The 18,265-nt window shown below is 65.8% G+C and carries 18 protein-coding genes; 8 read left to right on the top strand and 10 right to left on the bottom strand.

The features are described 5' to 3' along the window. Positions 1-19: 19 nt before the first annotated feature. A complete protein-coding gene (locus CVM73_RS24765; protein WP_167407034.1) occupies positions 20-1,948 on the bottom strand; it encodes an AsmA family protein in 1,929 nt (642 codons plus the stop codon). Between the two features lie 273 nt (positions 1,949-2,221). On the opposite strand from CVM73_RS24765, the gene CVM73_RS24770 reads away from it, so the two are divergent. From CVM73_RS24770 to CVM73_RS24780, 3 genes are read left to right on the top strand one after another with little or no spacing between them, the layout of a single operon-like run. Then, positions 2,222-2,959, top strand: coding sequence for a CoA transferase subunit A (locus tag CVM73_RS24770; RefSeq protein WP_035704746.1), 738 nt, complete (start codon positions 2,222-2,224; stop codon positions 2,957-2,959). Continuing rightward, the gene (locus CVM73_RS24775; protein WP_100234459.1) at positions 2,959-3,609 is read left to right on the top strand and encodes a 3-oxoacid CoA-transferase subunit B; all 651 of its coding nucleotides are present in this window, start codon (positions 2,959-2,961) and stop codon (positions 3,607-3,609) included. Before CVM73_RS24770 ends, CVM73_RS24775 begins: the two co-directional genes overlap by 1 nt. Positions 3,610-3,629: 20 nt before the next feature. Then, positions 3,630-4,265, top strand: a complete 636-nt coding sequence (locus tag CVM73_RS24780; protein ID WP_100234460.1) for a GNAT family N-acetyltransferase — start codon at positions 3,630-3,632, stop codon at positions 4,263-4,265. A gap of 144 nt (positions 4,266-4,409) precedes the next feature. Here the strand turns inward: CVM73_RS24780 and CVM73_RS24785 are convergent, their stop codons facing one another. The 3 genes from CVM73_RS24785 to CVM73_RS24795 all read right to left on the bottom strand — a co-directional run bounded on the left by CVM73_RS24785 (position 4,410) and on the right by CVM73_RS24795 (position 6,917). Beyond that, complete coding sequence (locus CVM73_RS24785) at positions 4,410-5,288, bottom strand: SUMF1/EgtB/PvdO family nonheme iron enzyme (protein ID WP_100234498.1); 879 nt, start codon at positions 5,286-5,288, stop codon at positions 4,410-4,412. 55 nt (positions 5,289-5,343) lie between these two features. Beyond that, positions 5,344-6,441, bottom strand: a complete 1,098-nt coding sequence (gene nirK / locus CVM73_RS24790; RefSeq protein ID WP_167407030.1) for a copper-containing nitrite reductase — start codon at positions 6,439-6,441, stop codon at positions 5,344-5,346. Between the two features lie 275 nt (positions 6,442-6,716). Next, positions 6,717-6,917: a hypothetical protein gene (locus CVM73_RS24795; protein ID WP_100234462.1), complete on the bottom strand. Its 201-nt coding sequence runs from the start codon at positions 6,915-6,917 to the stop codon at positions 6,717-6,719. Between the two features lie 166 nt (positions 6,918-7,083). Between CVM73_RS24795 and hemN the strand changes: the two genes are divergently transcribed. Continuing rightward, complete coding sequence (hemN, locus tag CVM73_RS24800; protein ID WP_100234463.1) at positions 7,084-8,436, top strand: oxygen-independent coproporphyrinogen III oxidase; 1,353 nt, start codon at positions 7,084-7,086, stop codon at positions 8,434-8,436. A 140-nt stretch (positions 8,437-8,576) separates the two neighbouring features. After that, positions 8,577-8,774, top strand: coding sequence for a DUF1858 domain-containing protein (locus CVM73_RS24805; RefSeq protein WP_100234464.1), 198 nt, complete (start codon positions 8,577-8,579; stop codon positions 8,772-8,774). A gap of 113 nt (positions 8,775-8,887) precedes the next feature. Here the strand turns inward: CVM73_RS24805 and CVM73_RS24810 are convergent, their stop codons facing one another. Beyond that, a complete protein-coding gene (locus CVM73_RS24810; RefSeq protein WP_100234465.1) occupies positions 8,888-9,598 on the bottom strand; it encodes a Crp/Fnr family transcriptional regulator in 711 nt (236 codons plus the stop codon). 129 nt (positions 9,599-9,727) lie between these two features. Between CVM73_RS24810 and CVM73_RS24815 the strand changes: the two genes are divergently transcribed. Beyond that, positions 9,728-10,939, top strand: coding sequence for an NnrS family protein (locus CVM73_RS24815; protein ID WP_100234466.1), 1,212 nt, complete (start codon positions 9,728-9,730; stop codon positions 10,937-10,939). 2 nt (positions 10,940-10,941) lie between these two features. Here the strand turns inward: CVM73_RS24815 and CVM73_RS24820 are convergent, their stop codons facing one another. Then, positions 10,942-11,970 (bottom strand): AraC family transcriptional regulator, encoded by a 1,029-nt coding sequence (locus CVM73_RS24820; RefSeq protein ID WP_100234467.1) that lies wholly within the window; start codon positions 11,968-11,970, stop codon positions 10,942-10,944. A gap of 200 nt (positions 11,971-12,170) precedes the next feature. Here CVM73_RS24820 and CVM73_RS24825 point away from each other — a divergent pair, with 200 nt between their 5' ends. Both CVM73_RS24825 and CVM73_RS24830 read left to right on the top strand, forming a co-directional pair. Then, on the top strand, positions 12,171-12,791 hold the full coding sequence (locus tag CVM73_RS24825) for a response regulator transcription factor (protein WP_100234468.1): 621 nt from the start codon (positions 12,171-12,173) through the stop codon (positions 12,789-12,791). Between the two features lie 169 nt (positions 12,792-12,960). Beyond that, positions 12,961-14,712: a mucoidy inhibitor MuiA family protein gene (locus CVM73_RS24830; RefSeq protein ID WP_245452419.1), complete on the top strand. Its 1,752-nt coding sequence runs from the start codon at positions 12,961-12,963 to the stop codon at positions 14,710-14,712. A gap of 391 nt (positions 14,713-15,103) precedes the next feature. Here the strand turns inward: CVM73_RS24830 and CVM73_RS24835 are convergent, their stop codons facing one another. Genes CVM73_RS24835 through CVM73_RS41170 form a run of 4 tightly spaced genes read right to left on the bottom strand, consistent with a single transcriptional unit; the run spans position 15,104 to position 18,146 of the window. Next, positions 15,104-15,904, bottom strand: a complete 801-nt coding sequence (locus CVM73_RS24835; protein WP_100234469.1) for a heme ABC transporter ATP-binding protein — start codon at positions 15,902-15,904, stop codon at positions 15,104-15,106. Beyond that, positions 15,901-16,986 (bottom strand): FecCD family ABC transporter permease, encoded by a 1,086-nt coding sequence (locus CVM73_RS24840; protein WP_100234470.1) that lies wholly within the window; start codon positions 16,984-16,986, stop codon positions 15,901-15,903. The genes CVM73_RS24835 and CVM73_RS24840 overlap by 4 nt, the downstream gene beginning before the upstream one ends. After that, on the bottom strand, positions 16,983-17,933 hold the full coding sequence (locus tag CVM73_RS24845; protein WP_100234471.1) for a heme/hemin ABC transporter substrate-binding protein: 951 nt from the start codon (positions 17,931-17,933) through the stop codon (positions 16,983-16,985). The genes CVM73_RS24840 and CVM73_RS24845 overlap by 4 nt, the downstream gene beginning before the upstream one ends. Before the next feature lie 6 nt (positions 17,934-17,939). Continuing rightward, entirely contained in the window at positions 17,940-18,146 is a 207-nt protein-coding gene (locus CVM73_RS41170; protein ID WP_167407035.1) for a hemin uptake protein HemP, read from the bottom strand. Positions 18,147-18,265 lie beyond the last annotated feature (119 nt).

The following is an 18,265-nucleotide window of genomic DNA, read 5'->3' on the forward strand; positions in this document are numbered from 1 at the left end:
GAGAGCGAAGTTGACGCCTCTAGTTGGACTTGGCGCTGTCCTTCGCGTTCTCCGCCGTGGGCGATTCCGCCGGTGCGGGGCGCTTTCCGCTGCCGGTGATGCGCTCGATTGCGGAGCGCACGGCGTCGCCTCCCTTGCGGTCCTTCAGCATGTCGAGCAGCGGCGCGGAGGCCGGCGAGCGGCGGATCAGGCTTTCCGGATCGGGGAAGATCAGCGGATCGTCCCAGGGGCCCTGCACCACGAAGGGCAGTTCGAACCCCGACGCACTGTTGAGGCTCGCCACGCCCTTCATGTCGTATTCGCGCGTCGGAACCGAGGCGGTGCCGGTGAGCGTGATCTTCGCCGCCGGCCCTTCGACGCGGATGTCCTCGGCGGTGGCGATCCCGTCGGAGAATTTCACGGCGATGGTGAGATTGTTGTAGGGCGTCGAGCCGTTGCGGAAATTGCCACCGCCCGACAACGGCCGCCGCTCCAGCCGCTTCAAGAGCTGCTCGGCGTTGAAGCCCGCGATCGCACCGTCATGCCCGGTCACGGTGGCGCTTCCGTCGAGTGACTGCACGAGGCCGAACGGGCTCGATCCTGAGGCGAGGAGCGAGACATTGATGTTGCCGCGGCCGGACAGCTTGTTGAGACCGAACAGTTCGGTGGCGCAGGCCTGGAGATCGACGTCGGTGAACTGGAATTGCGCCTTGATGTCGGCGACTGTGTCGGACCGCGCGATGCCGAACGAGCCCTTCGCGATCCCGCCATAGACTTGCGCCTCGCCGACCGAGAGCGCCAGCGTGCCATTGCGCAAATTGGCGCCGATCGCGGTGCGGCCGAGCTTCGTCGGCCCGACCGTCAGCCTTGCGGCCGACAGGCGCATGTCGAGGTCGGTGGTCGACAATCCATTGAGATCGAACAGCTGCCTGTTCCAGTCGCGTGCGCCGCTCGCGAGCAGGCGGAACGTCGAGATATAAGGTGTGAAGTCGAGCGCGTCGGCGGCGAGCGTCGCCTGCAGCGTCTGCCGGCCGTTATTGGCGTAGGTCATGACACCCTCGGCGGCATTGCCGTCGAGCTCGACATTGACATTGGTGAGCGCGATCGAGGCGCCGACGACGTTGGCGCGCGCCTTTAGCGCGAAGCGGCCGAAGCCGCCGCTGCCGGGCTGCGGCTGCCCGGTCCAGCGCAGCGCGTTGCGCAAGGACGGGCTGTCGACGGTGAGCGTGCCTTCCATCATCGGGCTGGTGCGATTGGCGACGCTGCCGTCGAAGGCGAGCTTGAGCGGCGCGCTGGCGATTCGCGCCTTCAGGCCGGACCGGTCGCCGGAGAGGGCGGCGACGAAATCGGAAAAGCTGATCGAGCCGTCGACGCGCTCGCCGCGCCAGTCGAACTGCCCGGTCGCAGCAAAGGAGCGCGAGATCGAAGGCCAGGCCAGCGACAGGTCGATGTCCTCGAGCTTCTCGGTGGCATGCGTGGCGGCGTCCTCGTAATCGAGCACGCCGTCCTGGATCCGGATTTCGGAGAACGAGACCTGGTTCTCGGCCCCGGGCTTCATGGTGCGGGCGATGGTCTGGATGAAGGGCGTCCAGTTGCTCTCGCCGTCCGGCTTGAGGTTGACGTGGATCCGCGGCCGCAGCAGCATCAGGTCGGCGATCTCGAACCGCTGCAGCAGCAGCGGGAGCAGCCGCAAATTCGCGGTGAGCACGTCGACCTGGAGCGCGGGAGCGCTAGTGCCGCCGCCCTTGAGGCCGACGTCGTGAAAGGAGATGTAGCTCGCCGGCAGCACCGAGATGTCGATGCTGCCCGCGACGTTGAGCTCGAGCCCGGTGACGTCGCGGATCTGCGCTTCGACCGCCTTGCGCAGCGCGTCGCGGTTGATGAGCCAGGAGGTCGCGATCAGGGCGATCAGGGCGACGCCGAGCAGCGCCGCGATCGGCGTCCCGAGGCGCTTCATTCCTTGGGCCATGGTCAATGGCATGTCCTGATCGGGTTGGTCGTTGGAGCCAGAAGGGCGGGCCGGGAAACCTGCGCGCCCACACCCAACCCCCGCAACTTGATGGGTTTTCTTGACGCTTTCAAGGCCGCGGCACGGTTATGCCCACGGCATGGGCAGCTTCTATCACCCGGGGGCGGAGCGGAGAACCCCCGTATCATTGACGGCTTCGGACGATTTCGCCTAATAATCGCCGCCAATGAGGCGCGACGCCTGCAAGCCGAAGGTTCAGTCGAGGTTTTTTGCATGAACAAGGTCTATCCCGACGCCAAGTCGGCGCTCGACGGCATTCTAAAAGACAACATGATGATCATGTCGGGCGGCTTCGGCCTCTGCGGCATTGCCGAGGAGCTATCGGACGCGATCCGGGAGTCCGGCGTCAAGGGCTTGACGGTGGTCTCCAACAATGCCGGCGTCGACGGTATCGGCCTCAGCCGCCTTCTCGAAACCCGCCAGATCAAGAAGATGATCTCGTCCTATGTCGGCGAGAACAAGCTGTTCGCCCAGCAATTCCTTGCCGGCGAGCTGGAACTTGAATTCAACCCGCAGGGCACGCTGGCCGAGCGCATCCGCGCCGGCGGCGCCGGCATCCCGGCTTTCTACACCAAGACCGGCGTCGGCACGCTGATCGCCGAAGGCAAGGAAGTGAAGGAGTTCGACGGCGAGAAGTACCTGATGGAGCGCGGCCTGTTCGCCGACCTCGCCATCGTGCATGCCTGGAAGGGCGACACCGCCGGCAACCTCATCTACCGCAAGACCGCCCGTAATTTTAACCCGATGATGGCGACCGCCGCGAAGATCACGGTGGCCGAGGTCGAGCATCTGGTTCCGGCCGGTGAACTCAATCCCGACCACATCCACACCCCCGGCATCTTCGTGAAGCGCATCGTCGAGGTCGGCACGGCCAAGAAGCGCATCGAATTCCGCAACACCCGCCCGCGTCCGACGACGGCGCCGGCGGCCGGCACTGGAGTTGAAATCTGATGGCCTGGACCCGTGAACAGATGGCCGCGCGCGCCGCGAAGGAATTGCGCGACGGCTATTACGTCAATCTCGGCATCGGCATCCCGACGCTGGTCTCGAACTACATCCCTGATGGCATGGACGTCAGCCTCCAGAGCGAGAACGGCATGCTCGGCATGGGCCCGTTCCCCTATGAAGACGAGGTGGATGCGGACCTCATCAACGCCGGCAAGCAGACCGTGAGCGAGCTGCCCTCGACCTCGTACTTCTCGAGCGCGGATTCCTTCGGCATGATCCGCGGCGGCCACATGGATCTTTCGATCCTCGGCGCCATGCAGGTGGCCCAGAATGGCGATCTCGCCAACTGGATGATCCCCGGCAAGATGGTCAAGGGCATGGGCGGCGCGATGGATCTCGTCGCCGGCGTCAAGCGCGTCGTCGTGGTGATGGAGCATTCGGCCAAGGACGGCCCGAAGCTGCTGAAGAAGTGCAACCTGCCGCTGACCGGCGAGCGCGTGGTCGACATGGTCGTCACCGATCTCGCCGTCTTCACCATCGACAAGCACGGCGACGGCGGCATGGCCCTGATCGAGCTCGCCGACGGCGTCTCGCTCGACGAGGTCAAGTCCAAGACCGAAGCCGAATTCCGCGTCGCGCTGAAGAATACCTGAGGCTTTGCAATGGGGCGCGCATGACAATACGGTCTGCGCGTTCCGAAGACGCCGGTTTCATCGTACAAACCATCCTGTCGTCGCAGCGCGGCTACCGCTCGCGCGGCTGGTTCGACGTCGCGCTTGGCTGGCCCGAAGCACAGTGCCGCGATTTCATCGCGCGCATCGCGGTCGCCCGCACCGTGTCGATGTGGCACGTCTCGCAATTCCTGGTCGCCGAGGTCGATGGCAGGCCGGCGGCGGCGCTCTGTGCCTTGCCGGCGGCGGGCACGGGGCCTGCGGCCTGGCACGCGATCGAGGAAGTCGCCACTGCGACCGGGCTCGCTCGGCCGGAGCTGGACACCATCCGCCAACGCGGCGCCTATTCGCGCGCCTGCTGGGTTCAGGGCGGCGAGGGCGACTGGATGATCGAGTATGTCGCGACCGACCCCGCATATCGCGGCCGCGGGCTGGTGCAGGCGCTGATTGTCCACGCACTTGAGAAGGGACGGTCGGCCGGATTTGCGCGGGCGACGATATCGTTCCTGATCGGTAACGATGCGGCCGAGCGCGCCTACGCCAAGGCCGGGTTTGTCTTTGCCGAGGAGAAGCGTGATCCGGCCTTCGAGGCGATCATCGGCGCGCCCGGTTTTCGAATGTTCGCGCGCACGATTTGAGCGCGCCTAGTCGCCGCATCCGACAGTGTCATGCCCCGCTTTAGGCGGGGCATCCAGTACGCCGCGGCATCTCGATTCGATCACCGCCGCCCCGGAGTACTGGATCGCCCGCCTTCGCGGGCAATGACATCGAGTGTGGGGCGGCTACGACCTCGCCGCCCACGCCTTGCTCCATCGCGCCGATACGCTCGCCACCCAGGACGTCTCCTCGCGCACCAGGCGGAAGCCGAGATTGGCAGGCGGCACGCCTTGGGCACAGCCGCCGGCGCGGGCGTCGCGGATGAAATCGGTGACATAGGCGCGGTGGGCGCCCTCGGCGACACGCACGCCGCAGTTCACGGTCGGGCGGCCGACATTGCCGGTGTCGTCGACGCGCGAGCGCACGAAGCAGGTCGTGGTCCACTCCCAGACGTTGCCGGCGAGATCCTCGACGCCATGCTCGTTCGGGCCGAACTTGCCGAACGGATAGGCGGTGGTGTCGGCGAGGTCGCGTTCGGATTCACGCTCGTAGCGGCTGATCCAGCGCTTCGAAGGATCGTTGGCATCGACCGCGACACCATCGTCCTTAAATCTGGAGCCGGCGGCGAAGGCCCATTCCTCGTCACTCGGCAGGCGGTAATGGTGGCCGGTCTTGCGCGACAGCCAGCCTGCATAGGCCTCGGCATCGTGCCAGCTCACCTGCACTGCGGGGCGATCGGGGGCGATCGCCACGTCGCGATCGAGCGCGCGGCAGGCGCCGTCTCGCACGCAGGCCTGATAATCGGATGAGGCGACCTGATTTCGCATGATGTGCAGCGGCCGGTCCATCCGAATGGTGCGCAGCGGCGCTTCCGCCTGCCGCCCGCCGCGGGTGAAGTCGCCGGCTTCACGATATGAGAAGCTGCCGGCGGCGACTTCGATCATCGCCGGCTCACCTCCCGCGTGGCGCGTCGCCATCTCCGAAACCAGAGGCGCGACCGCCAGCGGTCCCGCAAGCCCGGCCGCGCAGGCGAGTGCCAGTTTGAGCTTGAATGCGATCAGCACGGTCATTCCCCGAAGAAAGAAAAAGGGGCCGGTGATGACCGGCCCCTCGTCGCGTTTAGTTGGTGCCGGCAGGCGGTATTTCTGCAGGCACCTTCACCTGGGTCATCAGATCGTCGTTCCACTTGCCTTCGACCTTGAAGTGCGCGGTGGCGCCGAGATCGGCCGCCTCGATCAGATTATGCGTGACATAGGCGTAGATGCCGGGTTGCTGGAATTTGTACAGCGCAGCTCCCGCCGAACCGCCGCGGATGAACCAGGTCTCGAGCCCGACCTCAGGTGCATTGCCGAACTTTCCGGTCTCCCAGACATAGTCGCCATGGCCGCCGATCAGATGCGGACGGCTGTCGCGATTGGCCTGGGAGTGCACGATCAGCACGTTCTCGCCGACATTGGCGGTCAGCGCATTCTTGCCGGTGAGTGCGCCGACCTTGCCGTTGAACACGACATGGGTGGGAGTCAGCTTCTTCATCACCTCTTCCGTGTCGGTGAAGGCCTCGCCCGGCGAGTCGTAGGACTTGAAATTGCCCTTCTCGTCACGCGGCACGTACATGTCCTGCTCGCCGATATAGTAGACCTTGTCGTACTTCAGCGCGTGGCCCTTGCCGTCGTTCAGTCCCTCGCGCGGCAGCACCATCACGGCGCCGTTCATGCCGGAGACGACGTGCCAGGGGATCATCGGGCCGCCCGGCGCGCAGTGATAGACGAACACGCCGGTCTTGGTCGCCTTCCAGCGCAACACGACCTGTTCGCCGGGATTGATCAAAGTGAGCGCGCCGCCGCCGAGCGCACCGGTCGCGGAATGGAAGTCGATGTTGTGCGGCATGGTGTTGGTCGCGGGATTGACCAGCGTCGTCTCGACGTAGTCGCCCTCATGCACGACCATGAGCGGGCCCGGCATCGAGCCGTTGAAGGTCATGGCCTGGAAGGTGGTGCCCTTCTCGTCGATGACGACCTTCTTCTCCTCGATCGTGAGCTTGAACTCGATGATCTTGGGGCCCTGCGTCGTGGCCTGCTCGTGCGCATGCACGAAGGGCGGAGCGACCAGCTCTACCTTCTGACGCGGCAGCTTGAGATCGCTGGCGGCGAAAGCCGGCGTCGCCAACATCAGGGCGGTCGCGGCGGCGCTGATCAATGCGGCTCTGCGGGTCAACATCGGAAGCATCCTTCATGTGAAAAGGTTTTGATGACGGATGCAGTGTGCGCCGATCGCGGCAAGCGTGTTTGCGCTGCGACAAGCTTTTGCCGCGTTTCCAACTCCGCAACAGTACTTAGGTGCCTCAACGTAGCAGGATGGGTGCCATCACGTTGATTGCCGCGCGTGAGCGCAACGGTATCGGCGCTCAGCGGCAACTCGTTTGCATCTTCAAAGTTGGATGATCTACTCGCCCGGCACCTATGCGCCGAATCGAAGCCTTGTCGAAATCGAGGTTAGAGCAGATGCACGGCAAGCCAGACCGTTCCCCAGATCGCCAGCGCCAGCACGACGAAGACGGCGATCGCTGCGGCCAGGGCGCGCACCACGCCGGCGGCGGCTGGCGTGGCCGGGGCCGGCCGGAAGTCGTCGAAACGCGGGATGTGGCCGCGGACGTCGGGCAGGGAGAGAATGAGTTCGAGTGCGAGAAGCCTCATGGCAAACGCTCCGGATGGCCGCGCGAATTATTCTCATCATGGTCGGGAACCGATCGCCGCGCTTTGCGCGAGCGCAAAGTCGCTTCCGCGCATCCGGGTTAATTGAACTCATTCCCTGATTTGCCGCGATGTCTGCGCGCGGCGGAAATTTACGAATGGGTAAGATATGAGAGCTGATCTTGCGGCGATCTACGGCGAGGAACGTCTGCCACGCTACACCAGCTATCCGACCGCACCGCACTTTACGCCCGCGATCGGACCGGACACATATGCCCGGTGGCTGGCGGAGCTGCCGCCGGGCGCGAGCGCGTCGCTTTATCTGCACGTGCCGTTCTGCCGCGAGATGTGCTGGTACTGCGGCTGCCACACCCAGATCGTCCGCCGCGACGAGCTCATTGCCGGTTATCAACGCACGCTCCGCAGCGAGATCGCGCTCGCTGCCGAAACCATCGGCCGCCGCATCAAGGTCGAGCACATCCATTTCGGCGGCGGTACGCCGACGATCATGGCGCCGGAGGCTTTTGCCGAACTGATGGCGACGATGCGCCAGAACTTCTTCGTGCTGCCTTCGGCCGAAATCGCCGTCGAGATCGATCCCCGCACATTGACCGTGGACATGGTCGAGGCCATGCGGCTCTCGGGCGTCAACCGCGCGAGCCTCGGCGTGCAGAGCTTCGATCCCGTGGTGCAGCGGGCAATCAATCGCGTGCAGAGTTTCGAGCAGACGGCCTCCGTGGTCGACATGCTCCGCCATGCCGGGATCGAGGGCATCAATTTCGACCTGATCTACGGGTTGCCGCACCAGACTGTCGCGTCGTGCCTGGACACCGTGCGGCGCAGCCTCGCGCTCGCGCCCAATCGTTTTTCGGTGTTCGGCTATGCTCATGTGCCTGATTTCAAGAAGCACCAGCGCATGATCAACGAGGCCGTGCTGCCCGACGGCCTTGCCCGCCACGACCAGGCCTGCGCGATCGCGAATGCCCTGAAGGAGGCAGGTTACGTGCAGATCGGGCTCGATCATTTCGCGCGCCCCGACGATGCCATGGCCGTGGCGTTCGAGCAGGGAACGCTGCGGCGCAATTTTCAGGGCTACACCACCGACAAGTGTGAAGTCCTGCTCGGCTTCGGTGCGAGCGCGATCGGACATCTGCCGCAGGGCTACGTCCAGAACGAGGTGCAGATCGGCGCCTATGCGCAGAGCATCGCCGCCGGCCGCCTCGCCACCGCGAAGGGCTATGGGCTTACTGACGACGACCGGCTGCGCGCCGACATCATCGAACGCATCATGTGCGAGTTCAGTGCCGATCTCGGCGACATCTGCGCGCGCCATGGCGCAGAGGCCGGCGCGATGTTGAAATCGGCGGCGCGTCTGAAGCCGCTGATCTCCGACGGCGTCGTGAGGTTGGACGGCGATCGGCTCGCGGTCGCCAAGGACTCGCGCTTTCTGGTGCGCAGCGTCGCAGCCGCGTTCGATGCGCATCTGGATCCGGACAAGCAGCTGCATAGTCGGGCGGTTTAGAGCCACCCTCTCTCCGGCATTCCGGGCTCGCGCCAAGAGGCGCGCCCCGGAATGACGAGCTGAGGAACTGGCAGCAGCTTGCGCTTCAACAAAGAGACTTCCGCCCGCGCCGCTATCGTCAATTCGGAACGGAGTTGTCCATGCCCTTCCGATCCGATGATTTGGTCGATGACATCATGCGCACGGCGCCGCACACGATCCGCGTGTTTCTCGCCTTCAGGATGGCTTGTGTCGGCTGTCCGATCGCGATCTTCCACACCGTGGATGACGCCTGCCGCGAGCATGGCATCGATCGCGAGAAATTCCTCGCTGCACTGAGCGATTGCGTGCCGGCGTGACGCGGTCTGGAATTTGCGCGGGTGCGCGCGAATTCCCGGATGAGGGAGCGCTTTCGCCGTAAGCGGAAGCACCCCTCACCCCTATCTTGAGCGGAGATATCCTGGTGCGGCTCTCACGTCGCGCCGCCGTCGGCGCTCCGCTCCGCCAGCACGACGATCTTGTGCGGCTCGCGCAGGATGATGCGCTGCCGGCCGCTCTCGACGAGGCCTTGGCTCTCCCAGCCGCTCAGGATGCGGCTGACCGTGTGCAGCGTGGTGCCGGTCATCTGCGCGATGTCCTGGCGGCTGATCGGGAAATCGATCTCGATGCCGTGGTCGAGCTTCTTGCCGGATTGCTTGGCGAGGCGCAGCAGCGCGTGCGCGACGCGTTGCTCGACCTGCTGGGTCGACATTTCCAGGATGCGGGTGTGACTCTCCTGAAGCCGCGTGCCGACGGTCTGGAGCGTGTTGGCGGCAAGCGCCGGAAACCGATCGATCAACCGCGGCCAGGCCGAGGTCGGCCAGATCAGCACGACGCTGTCATCGACCGCCATCGCCGTCGCCGGATACCGCGTGGCTCCGATCGCCATCGCGAGCCCGAATGTTTCGCCGGGCGCGACATAGCGCACCACGATCTGCTCGCCGGTCGGCGTGGTCTTGGCCGCGCGGACATGGCCGTGCAGCAGCAGGAAGAAGGACTGCGCGTCCGCCCCCTGCTCGAAGATGGCACTGTTCTTGGGGTAGCGCGCCGAGCGGGCCTCACGCAGGATCTCGTCCAGAGCTTCCGGTGTCACCCCCGCAAACAGCGGCAAATGCGCAACCAGCGATGTGTCGACCTTGGCCATTCTGCCTCCTTGACGCTCGGGAGTGTGATGGCACCTGCAATCGTCAGGTAGTTTGCGATAGCGCAAAACGGGCCGGCCGGGTGGCAGTATTTTTCCAAATGACGGTCTGAATTCATTGGAGTTGACCCCATGGCTGGCGCCCGATCCCGCAACTTTGCGGGCTGGCCGCTGTTTGCGAACAGCTTTCGCCCCTTTTTCCTGCTCGCCGCGATCCAGGCGGCCCTGTCGATCCTGGCCTGGCTGCCGATGTTCTATGGCGAATTGTCCGTGAGCTCCGCATTCGCACCCCGCGACTGGCACATCCACGAGATGCTCTATGGCTTTCTGCCGGCTGTCATCACCGGGTTCCTGTTCACCGCAATCCCGAACTGGACGGGGCGGCTGCCGATCCGGGGCACGCCGCTGGGAGCGCTGCTGGCGGTCTGGCTTGCCGGGCGCGTCGTGGTGACGATGTCGGCCAATATCGGCTGGGCGTTTGCGCTGGTCGTCGATGCCGCCTTCCTGGCATTGGTCGTCGCTGCCGCGGCGCGCGAGATCATCGCAGGCGGCAACTGGCGCAATCTGCCCGTGGTGGGGCTGGTGCTCGTTCTGCTCGCCGGCAATGTCGCCTTCCATGTTGAAACGCATGACGAGGGCGCGGCCGATGTCAGCATCCGCGTCGGCATCGGCGTGGTCATTCTGCTGATCGCCTTGATCGGCGGCCGCATCATTCCGAGCTTCACCCGCAACTGGCTGGTCAAGTTCAATCCCGGCCGTCTGCCCGTGCCATTCGGACGCTTCGACGGCGCGGTGATCGGATGCAGCGCGCTCGCGCTCGTCTCATGGATCGTGGCGCCGCTCAACATGATCACCGGCATCGTGATGGCGGCGATTGGCATACTGCATCTGGTTCGGCTTGCACGCTGGGCCGGCGATCGCACCACGCGCGAGCGGCTGCTGCTGATCCTGCATGTCGGTTATGTCTTCGTGCCGTTCGGTTTCATTTTGAACGCTCTGGCCGCCTTCGGCGTGCTGCCGCCAAGCGCCGGCATCCACGCCTGGATGGCGGGTGCGGCGGGAACCATGACTCTCGCGGTGATGACCCGCGCAAGCCTCGGCCATACCGGACAGGCCTTGACGGCTTCGCCGGCGATCCAGGGAATCTATGCCGCGGTCATCATCGCGGCTCTGGCCCGGGTCGCTGCCGTCCTACTGCCCGCGCACAACGATGTGTTGTTGCACATCGCCGCCTTCGGCTGGATCGTCGCCTTCCTCGGATTTGCCATCGCGTTCGGCCCGTTGCTCGCCGGCAGCCGGCGGCGTGCCCTCGCCACGATGGGCGTGCCCGCTCCGGCGCGCTGAGCTCAAGCGGCAGTCGCCGCGGGCGGCGCCGTCAGAGGCCGCACGCCCTTGCGCCACTCGGTGATGGTGCAGCCGAACCGGCCGCGGAACCAGCGCGCCATGGCGCTCTGCGCGGAGAAGCCAAGCTGTACCGCGATGTCGGCCAGCGGCCGGCCGGGATCTTCGATCAGCCGGGTCACGAGATCGGCGCGTCGCGCGTCGAGGATGGCCGAGAAGCTGGTGCCCGATGCAGCGAGGCGGCGGTGGATGGTCCGGCGGGTGCAGGCAAGATGCTCGGCGACGCGCTCGACCGTGCAGTCGCCGCCGGCGAGCAGGAGGCGTACGACCTCGTCGACCTTCTGCTCCCAGCTGGCGGGCCGTGTTTCGATCGCCTCGATCCGCTTGCGCAGATAGCTCGCGATCAGTGGATGCGCGCTCGGGATCCGACGTTCCATATCGTGCAGCGACAACAGGATCGCGTTATCCTTCGCGTTGAAGATCACGCGGCAGCCGAAGAATTCGCGGTGGCGCTTGCGGTCGTGCGGCGGTGGGTAATGCAGGTGCACCTCTTGCGGCCGCCAGTCGTGACCGAACAGCGACTGGATGATGCGGTGGACGCTGCCGAGCGCCATGTCGATCGACTGCCGCGACGCGCTCGGGTGCCGGCCGCGCAGATGCATCGTGATGGTCACGGTCTGCTTGCCGCGCGCAACGTCCAGCCGCATGCCGTCATGATGGACATGGATGAAGCGCGAGAACGCATCGATGGCCTCACCGACGGTCGCTTGCTCGCGCACGATCAGGCCGACCGCGCCGAAATTGGTCAGGCCGCCGCGCTCGGCGAGGCGCAAGCCGAAATCCTCAGTGCCGGACGCCTCCGCCGACGATTCGAGCAGACGGCGCAGGCCGGCGACGGCAATGGGCGTGTCGGGTTTGTCGAGGCAGGTTGGCGGCAGCCTTGCCTTGCGCATCATCTGCCTGGGGTCGAGCCCGACTGACCGGGCGACGTCCGGATAATAACTCAGGCTTGAGCTGCGAATGAGGTCGGTCATGCGAACCGTTCCAGCCATCCCTGCAGATGTCTCGAAATGTAAAATTTCTGTCCCGGTCAGTCAAACCCAGGAACCGGACGGAACATACATAGGGGAAACCGAAGCACGAGCGTGAATGCCGTGCTTACGACGGCGCGGCAGGGCGATGGAGCCGGCTACCGTCTCGGACCATTTGACCAAGACATTGCTGGATCGGGATCATGCCGGGAAACATGCTTTCCAAGGGTGAGATATTCGTCATCGACACCGACGCAGCCTCTCGCGAGCAACTTTCGGCGGCGCTCCAACGGAACGCCTATGAGGTGATCTGTTTCGCTGACGGTGCGTCTCTCGTGTCCGCAGCAAAGGCGCGGATGCCGGCCTGCGTGCTGCTGGAGCTGCCGTCCGATCACTCGGGCCTCGAGGTGCTCAAGCGGCTGCGCGGCGAGAACTGCATGGCGCCGGTGCTGGTGACCTCGGCGAACGGCAGCATTGCCATGGCGGTCGACGCCATCAAGAGCGGCGCGGCCGACTTCATCGAAAAGCCGTTCCGCACCCACGACATCGTCGGCCGGATCGATGCCGCCATCGATGAGTTCGCCCAGCCCGCCACGATCCGGCAATGCTGGCTGCCCGGTTGCGAGCCCCTGACCGAGCGTGAAGGCGACGTGCTCGAGCATCTCGCCGCCGGCCTCACCAACAAGGAGATCGCCCGGCGCATGCATCTGAGCGCGCGGACGGTCGAGGGTTACCGCGCCAGCATCCTGAAGAAGGCCGGCGCCCGCAACGTGACCGATCTGCTGCGCCGTATCTTCGGCCAGGCCTCGCCGACCCAGTTTTAAGGGCTTCCGGGAACGACAAAGCGTTCCGCGGCCATGGTGCCGCCGCGGCGGCGCCGCACAGAAACCTCAATCGAACCAGTTCCTTCCCTGCCGCGTCCAACCACGATGGCGAGGCATTTCATCGCGCGCGTCCGGCTGGCGGCGCGGCGATACCGGCAGGAGGGACTTGATGCGCATCACCGCAAGATATTTGGCAACCACGGGCCTGGTCCTGGTGACCACGGCCATCGCATCGCCGTCATGGGCGGCCAACGTGGATGCCACGTCGACGATCGACACGGTCACCGTCTATCCCGACGGTGCCACCGTCACCCGTGTCATTTCATTGGACCTCGCCTCCGGTGACTCGACGCTGGTCGCCAAGGATTTTCCGCTCTCGCTCGATCCGTCTTCCCTCCGTGTTGAAGGCGAGGCGGGCGCCAAGCTCACCATCGGCACGATCGATGCGCGGCCGCCGAAGGCGGCACCGCCCGCAAACCTCTCCGAGCTGGACAAGCGCATCGAAGCACTGAGGGATCAGCGCGCCGATCTGCAGGGTGCGGTCGACTCGGCCAACGCCCGGCGCAAGTTTGCACAGCACTTTGCTGAGGCGTCGCCGGCCGGCCTCGGCGAGAAGGGCGATGCGCGCCCGATTGCCGAATGGCGCGCGGCCTTTGCAGCGGTTGCCGAGGAGATCGCGACCGCTGACACCGCAATTCGCGACGCCGCGCGAAAACAGCGCGAGATCGACCGCCAGATCGCGGAATTGGAAGCCGAGCGCTCGGCCAAGCCGCCGAGCAAGCTTGAGGTGCGGATCGACGTCGCCTCAGCCGCGGCGACCAAGGCGACGCTGCGCGTGACCTATGCCGTGCGCAACGCGCGCTGGGTGCCGCTCTACGACGCCCGGCTCGACACTGGCGCCAAGGATCGCAAGCCGCAGCTCGAGCTCGTTCGGCGCGCCGAGGTCACGCAGTCGACCGGCGAGGACTGGTCGAACGTGACGCTCGGCGTCTCCACCGTCCGCATCAGCCGCGGCGGCAGTGCCCCGGAGCTGAGCTCGCTGGTCGCGCAATATCCGCAAGTGCCGAAGCCGCTGGCGCTCGGGACCGTGTCGGATCTGGCGCGGCCGGCCCCGATGACGCGCCAGGCGCAATCGCTGATGCCCAAGGTTGCGGAAGCGGCCGAGCCGCGCGAGCGCGCCGACGAGCAACAGGCCGTCGCCGAGATCGGCGACTTCCAGGCCACCTTCAAAATTCCCGGCCGCGTCAGCCTCGGCGCTGCCGAGGGCGCCAAGAGCCTGCGTATCGCTGCGGTGAATGTGCCCGCCGATCTCGCGGTGCGCGCCGCGCCGGTCATGAATCCCACCGCGTTCCTCGAAGCCAGCTTCAAGCAAGCGGACGACACGACCCTGCTGCCCGGCAAGGTCGCGATCTACCGCGACGGTACCTTTGTCGGCCGCGGCAAGATCACGGCGTCCGCCAAGGACGACATCGTGCGGCTCGGCTTCGGCGCCGACGACAAGGTGAGAATCGAGCGCGCGGTGCTCAAGCGCAACGAGGGTTCGGCAGGCCTCTTGGTCACGACGTCGAGGACCGATGAGCGTTCGTTCAAGACCACGATCCGCAACGGCCATGATTTCCCGATTCGCGTCGCGATCGAGGATCAGCTGCCGGTCAGCGAGAATGAGGACATCGTCGTCGAGATGCTGCCGTCGAGCACGCAGCCGACCGCAACCAACATCCGCGACAAGCGCGGCGTGCTGGAATGGTCGTTCGACGCCAAGCCCGGCGAGGCCCGCGACATCAACTTCGCCTGGCGCGTCCGCTGGCCGAAGGACAAGAGCATGGTGATCGTGCCGGCGGGGGAGATTGCCAGCCACGAACGAGGGGCGCTCCCTCTCCCGCTTGCGGGAGAGGGCCGGGGTGAGGGCTCTCTCCTCTAGGGGATTGTCCCGTGTTGGAGACACCCTCTCCCCAACCCTCCTCCGCAGGCGGGCAGGGCTATCGCATATGACTCGTGGCGGCAGCCCGCGCGCACGCCTCGTCCTTCGAGACGGCGCTTACGCGCCTCCTCTCCATGAGCCACCTGTCAGACGACGTCTGGCAGGTGATTCATGGTTCCATGTGCAGCGCCCGCTTTCGGCGCTGGGGGCTCAGGATGAGGCTAATCGGCCTCAGTACCCGTTGAAACTGCTGCCGCGCACTCCGTCCTCATCCTGAGGAGCCCGCCTAAAGCGGGCGTCTCGAAGGATGGCCGCAGGGAAAAGCTCTCAAATGCGATAGCCCTGCGCAAGCGGGGGAGGGAGCGCACGGTCCTTGCAGAAACAGGATTGGCTAAATTCCGGTTTCAATTGCCCGCATCGACTGCGGCAGCACATACGGCACGCCGTCAGCCTGATGCACGAGCGCGTCGATCTCGAAGATGTCGCGGATGATCTCGCGCGTGACGACATTCGTGCGCGGGCCGTCCGCGGCGAGCCTGCCGCCGGCCAGCACGACCAGCCGGTTGGCGAAGCGGATCGCGAGATTGAGATCGTGCAGAATGGCGATGACTGCGGTGCCGGCAGCCGCGCGGCGGCGCGCCGCTTCGACGAGGTCGATCTGGTGACGCAGATCGAGGCTCGAGGTCGGCTCGTCCAGCAGCAGGAGCCCGGGTCCGTGCTCAGCCTCGCCGCAGGCGAGCTGCACCAGCACGCGGGCGAAATGGGCGCGCTGCTGCTCGCCGCCTGATAGCGTCGGCAATTGCCGCTCGCGGAATTGCGAAAGCCCGACCTCGTCCAGCGCGGCGTCGACGAACGGACCGGCATCACGAAGGCTGCGCTCGCCCGCGCCCATCAGCACGATCTCCTCGACCGTGAACGGGAAGGTGACGTTGACGTGCTGGGACAGCATCGCGCGGCGTGCGGCGAGCTCGCGCGGCGTGAAGCTGCCGATGTCGCGCTGCTTCAGCCGCACCTCGCCTGCGCTCGGGCGAAGATCGCCGGAGAGCAGCCGCAGCAGCGTCGACTTGCCGGCGCCGTTCGGGCCGATGATGGCGACCATCTCGCCGGCCGCAACCGTCAGGCCGACGTCATCGAGCAGCGTCGCGCGGCCGACGCGCTTGCTCAAACGTCGCGCCTCGATCACCGCGGTCATAGCGCGGCGCGCCCGCGCTGTCGCAGCAGGATGAAGAGAAAGATAGGCGCGCCGACGGCGGCCGTCAGGATGCCGATCGGCATCTCCGCCGGCGCGACGATGGTCCGCGCCAGCGTGTCGGCGCCGACCATGAGGACCGCGCCGAGCAGCACCGAGGCCGGCAGCAGCAGGCGATGCGCCGGCCCGATCACGAGACGGAGCAGATGCGGCACCACGATGCCGACGAAGCCGATGACGCCGCTGATCGACACCGCGACACCGGTCATGGCGGACACCATGACGATCGAGATCCGCTTGAGACGCTCGACATCGATGCCGCCGTGAAAGGCATCGGCCTCGCCGAGCACCAGCAGATCGAGACCGCGGGCGATGAAGGCACAGGACGCGAGTCCCGCGACGAGGACCGGCGCGAGCACGGCGACCTTGGTCCAGGTCGCGCCGCTCATCGAGCCGAGCATCCAGAACGTGATGTCGCGGAGCTGGCGGTCGTCGGCGATGAACACCAGCAGACCGATGCCTGCGTTGGCGATGGCGGTGATGGCAACGCCCGCGAGCAGGAAGATCGCGATCGAGGTCCGCCCCGAGCGGCTGGAGATGCCGTAGAGGATTGCTGTGGTCGCCAGCGAGCCCGCGAAGGCCGCGAGCGGCAACAGCTCGGTCTGGAGGAATCGGAGCGCTTCGCCGAAGCGCGAATCCGTGAAGACGATCGCGCTCGCGGCTGCGAGCGCGCCGCCGCTGGAGACGCCGACCAGGGCGGGATCGGCGAGCGGGTTGCGAAACAGCCCCTGCATGATCGCGCCGGCCGCGGCGAGCAGGCCGCCGACCATCGCGGCCGCCGCGATCCGAGGGATACGGATCGACCACAGCACGAGCTGGTCGCGGACCGTCATGGCCGTGATTTCGCCGGCCAGGCCCAGGGCGGCAGGCAGCCGAGAGAGCGGGATGCCGGCCGCGCCGACCGTCAGAGCAACGATGATGGTGATCAATAGCACCACGAGCAGTAGGGGGATCGCGAACGATGCCGACCGCCGTCCCGGGCTTCGTCGCGGGCTTCGTGCTTCGATCTCGACGGCCACGCTCATTGCCGGCAATTCGTCGTCGACAGTGCCGACGTGAATGCGCCGCCGTCGGCCAATGCCGGGTATAGCTTGACGGAGAGATCGCGCGCCGCCGCGGCCGTGCGCGGCCCGAAGCCGAGCAGATAGAGCCCGTCCATGGTGATGAAGCTCTTGTTGGCCGCAACCGGCGTCAGCGAAAAGCCCGGATGTGCATAGACCGCATCGGCCTGGAGCGAGTCCTTGCCGCGCTCGATCGACAGCACGAATTCGGGCTTGGCCGCTACGATCGCCTCGTCGCCGATGATCTTGTAGCCGTCGTAATCGCCCACCGCATTGGTCGCGCCCGCGAGCTGGATGATCTCGTCGGCCGCGGTCTTGTGGCCGGCCACCATCGCGCGCCCGTTCTGCAGCGACATCACGAACATCACACGCACCGGCTTCGTCACCTTGGCGCGCAGCGCGCGCAGCTGCGCAAGATCGGCGCCGACAGCGGCGCTCAGGCATTCGGCGCGCGCATCGACGCCCATGGCGTGGCCGACCAGTTTTATCTTCTCGATCAGGCCTTCCTCGGAGAAGGTCTCGGGCACCAGCACCAGCGGCACCTTCGCCGTCTCCAGGATGTCCATGGTCTCGCGCGGGCCAGATCCCTGGATCGCCAGGATCAGCGTCGGGTTGAGGCCGAGCACGCCTTCGGCCGAGATCTGGCGCATGTAGCCGACATTGGGTTTGTCGTGCAGCGCCGCCGCCGGATAAAGGCTCGTGGTGTCGACGCCGACCAGCCGGCTCTCCAGCCCGAGCGCATAGAGGATCTCGGTGATGGCGCCGCCGATCGAGACCGTGCGCGCAAAATCGGCAACAGTGACTTCGCGATTGCGCGCGTCATGGACGGTGATGCCGGCCGCGTGCGCGGCAGACGCGAGCGCGATTCCGCCGGAGAGCAGGAGATTGGCGAGGGTGCGGCAAAATGTCATTGAAGGTCACTTCGTCAGGATCAGCTTGTTCTGCGAGGTCAAGCGGAGACGATAGCTGTCCTCGCCATGCGCAATGATGATCTCGCGCTCGGCCGCAAACAGCTCGCGGCTGTCGATCCGGGTCCCGCGCATGGTCAGAGTTCGCGTTGTTGCGGAAGGGCTTTGTGCCGGCCCTGCCGCGCTGCCGCTGCTGTCTCCTGATGTTGCTGACATTGTGAGTGTGATGCGCTTTCGAAAATCTGGAGTACCGCTTGTTTGTATAGGCGGCGCGAAGCGCATTCCAACGGTCGCAATTTACAATCGATATAAAGTGCAACCTGATGTCATTGACC

Source organism: Bradyrhizobium forestalis, from assembly GCF_002795245.1.
GTDB classification, from domain to species: domain Bacteria; phylum Pseudomonadota; class Alphaproteobacteria; order Rhizobiales; family Xanthobacteraceae; genus Bradyrhizobium; species Bradyrhizobium forestalis.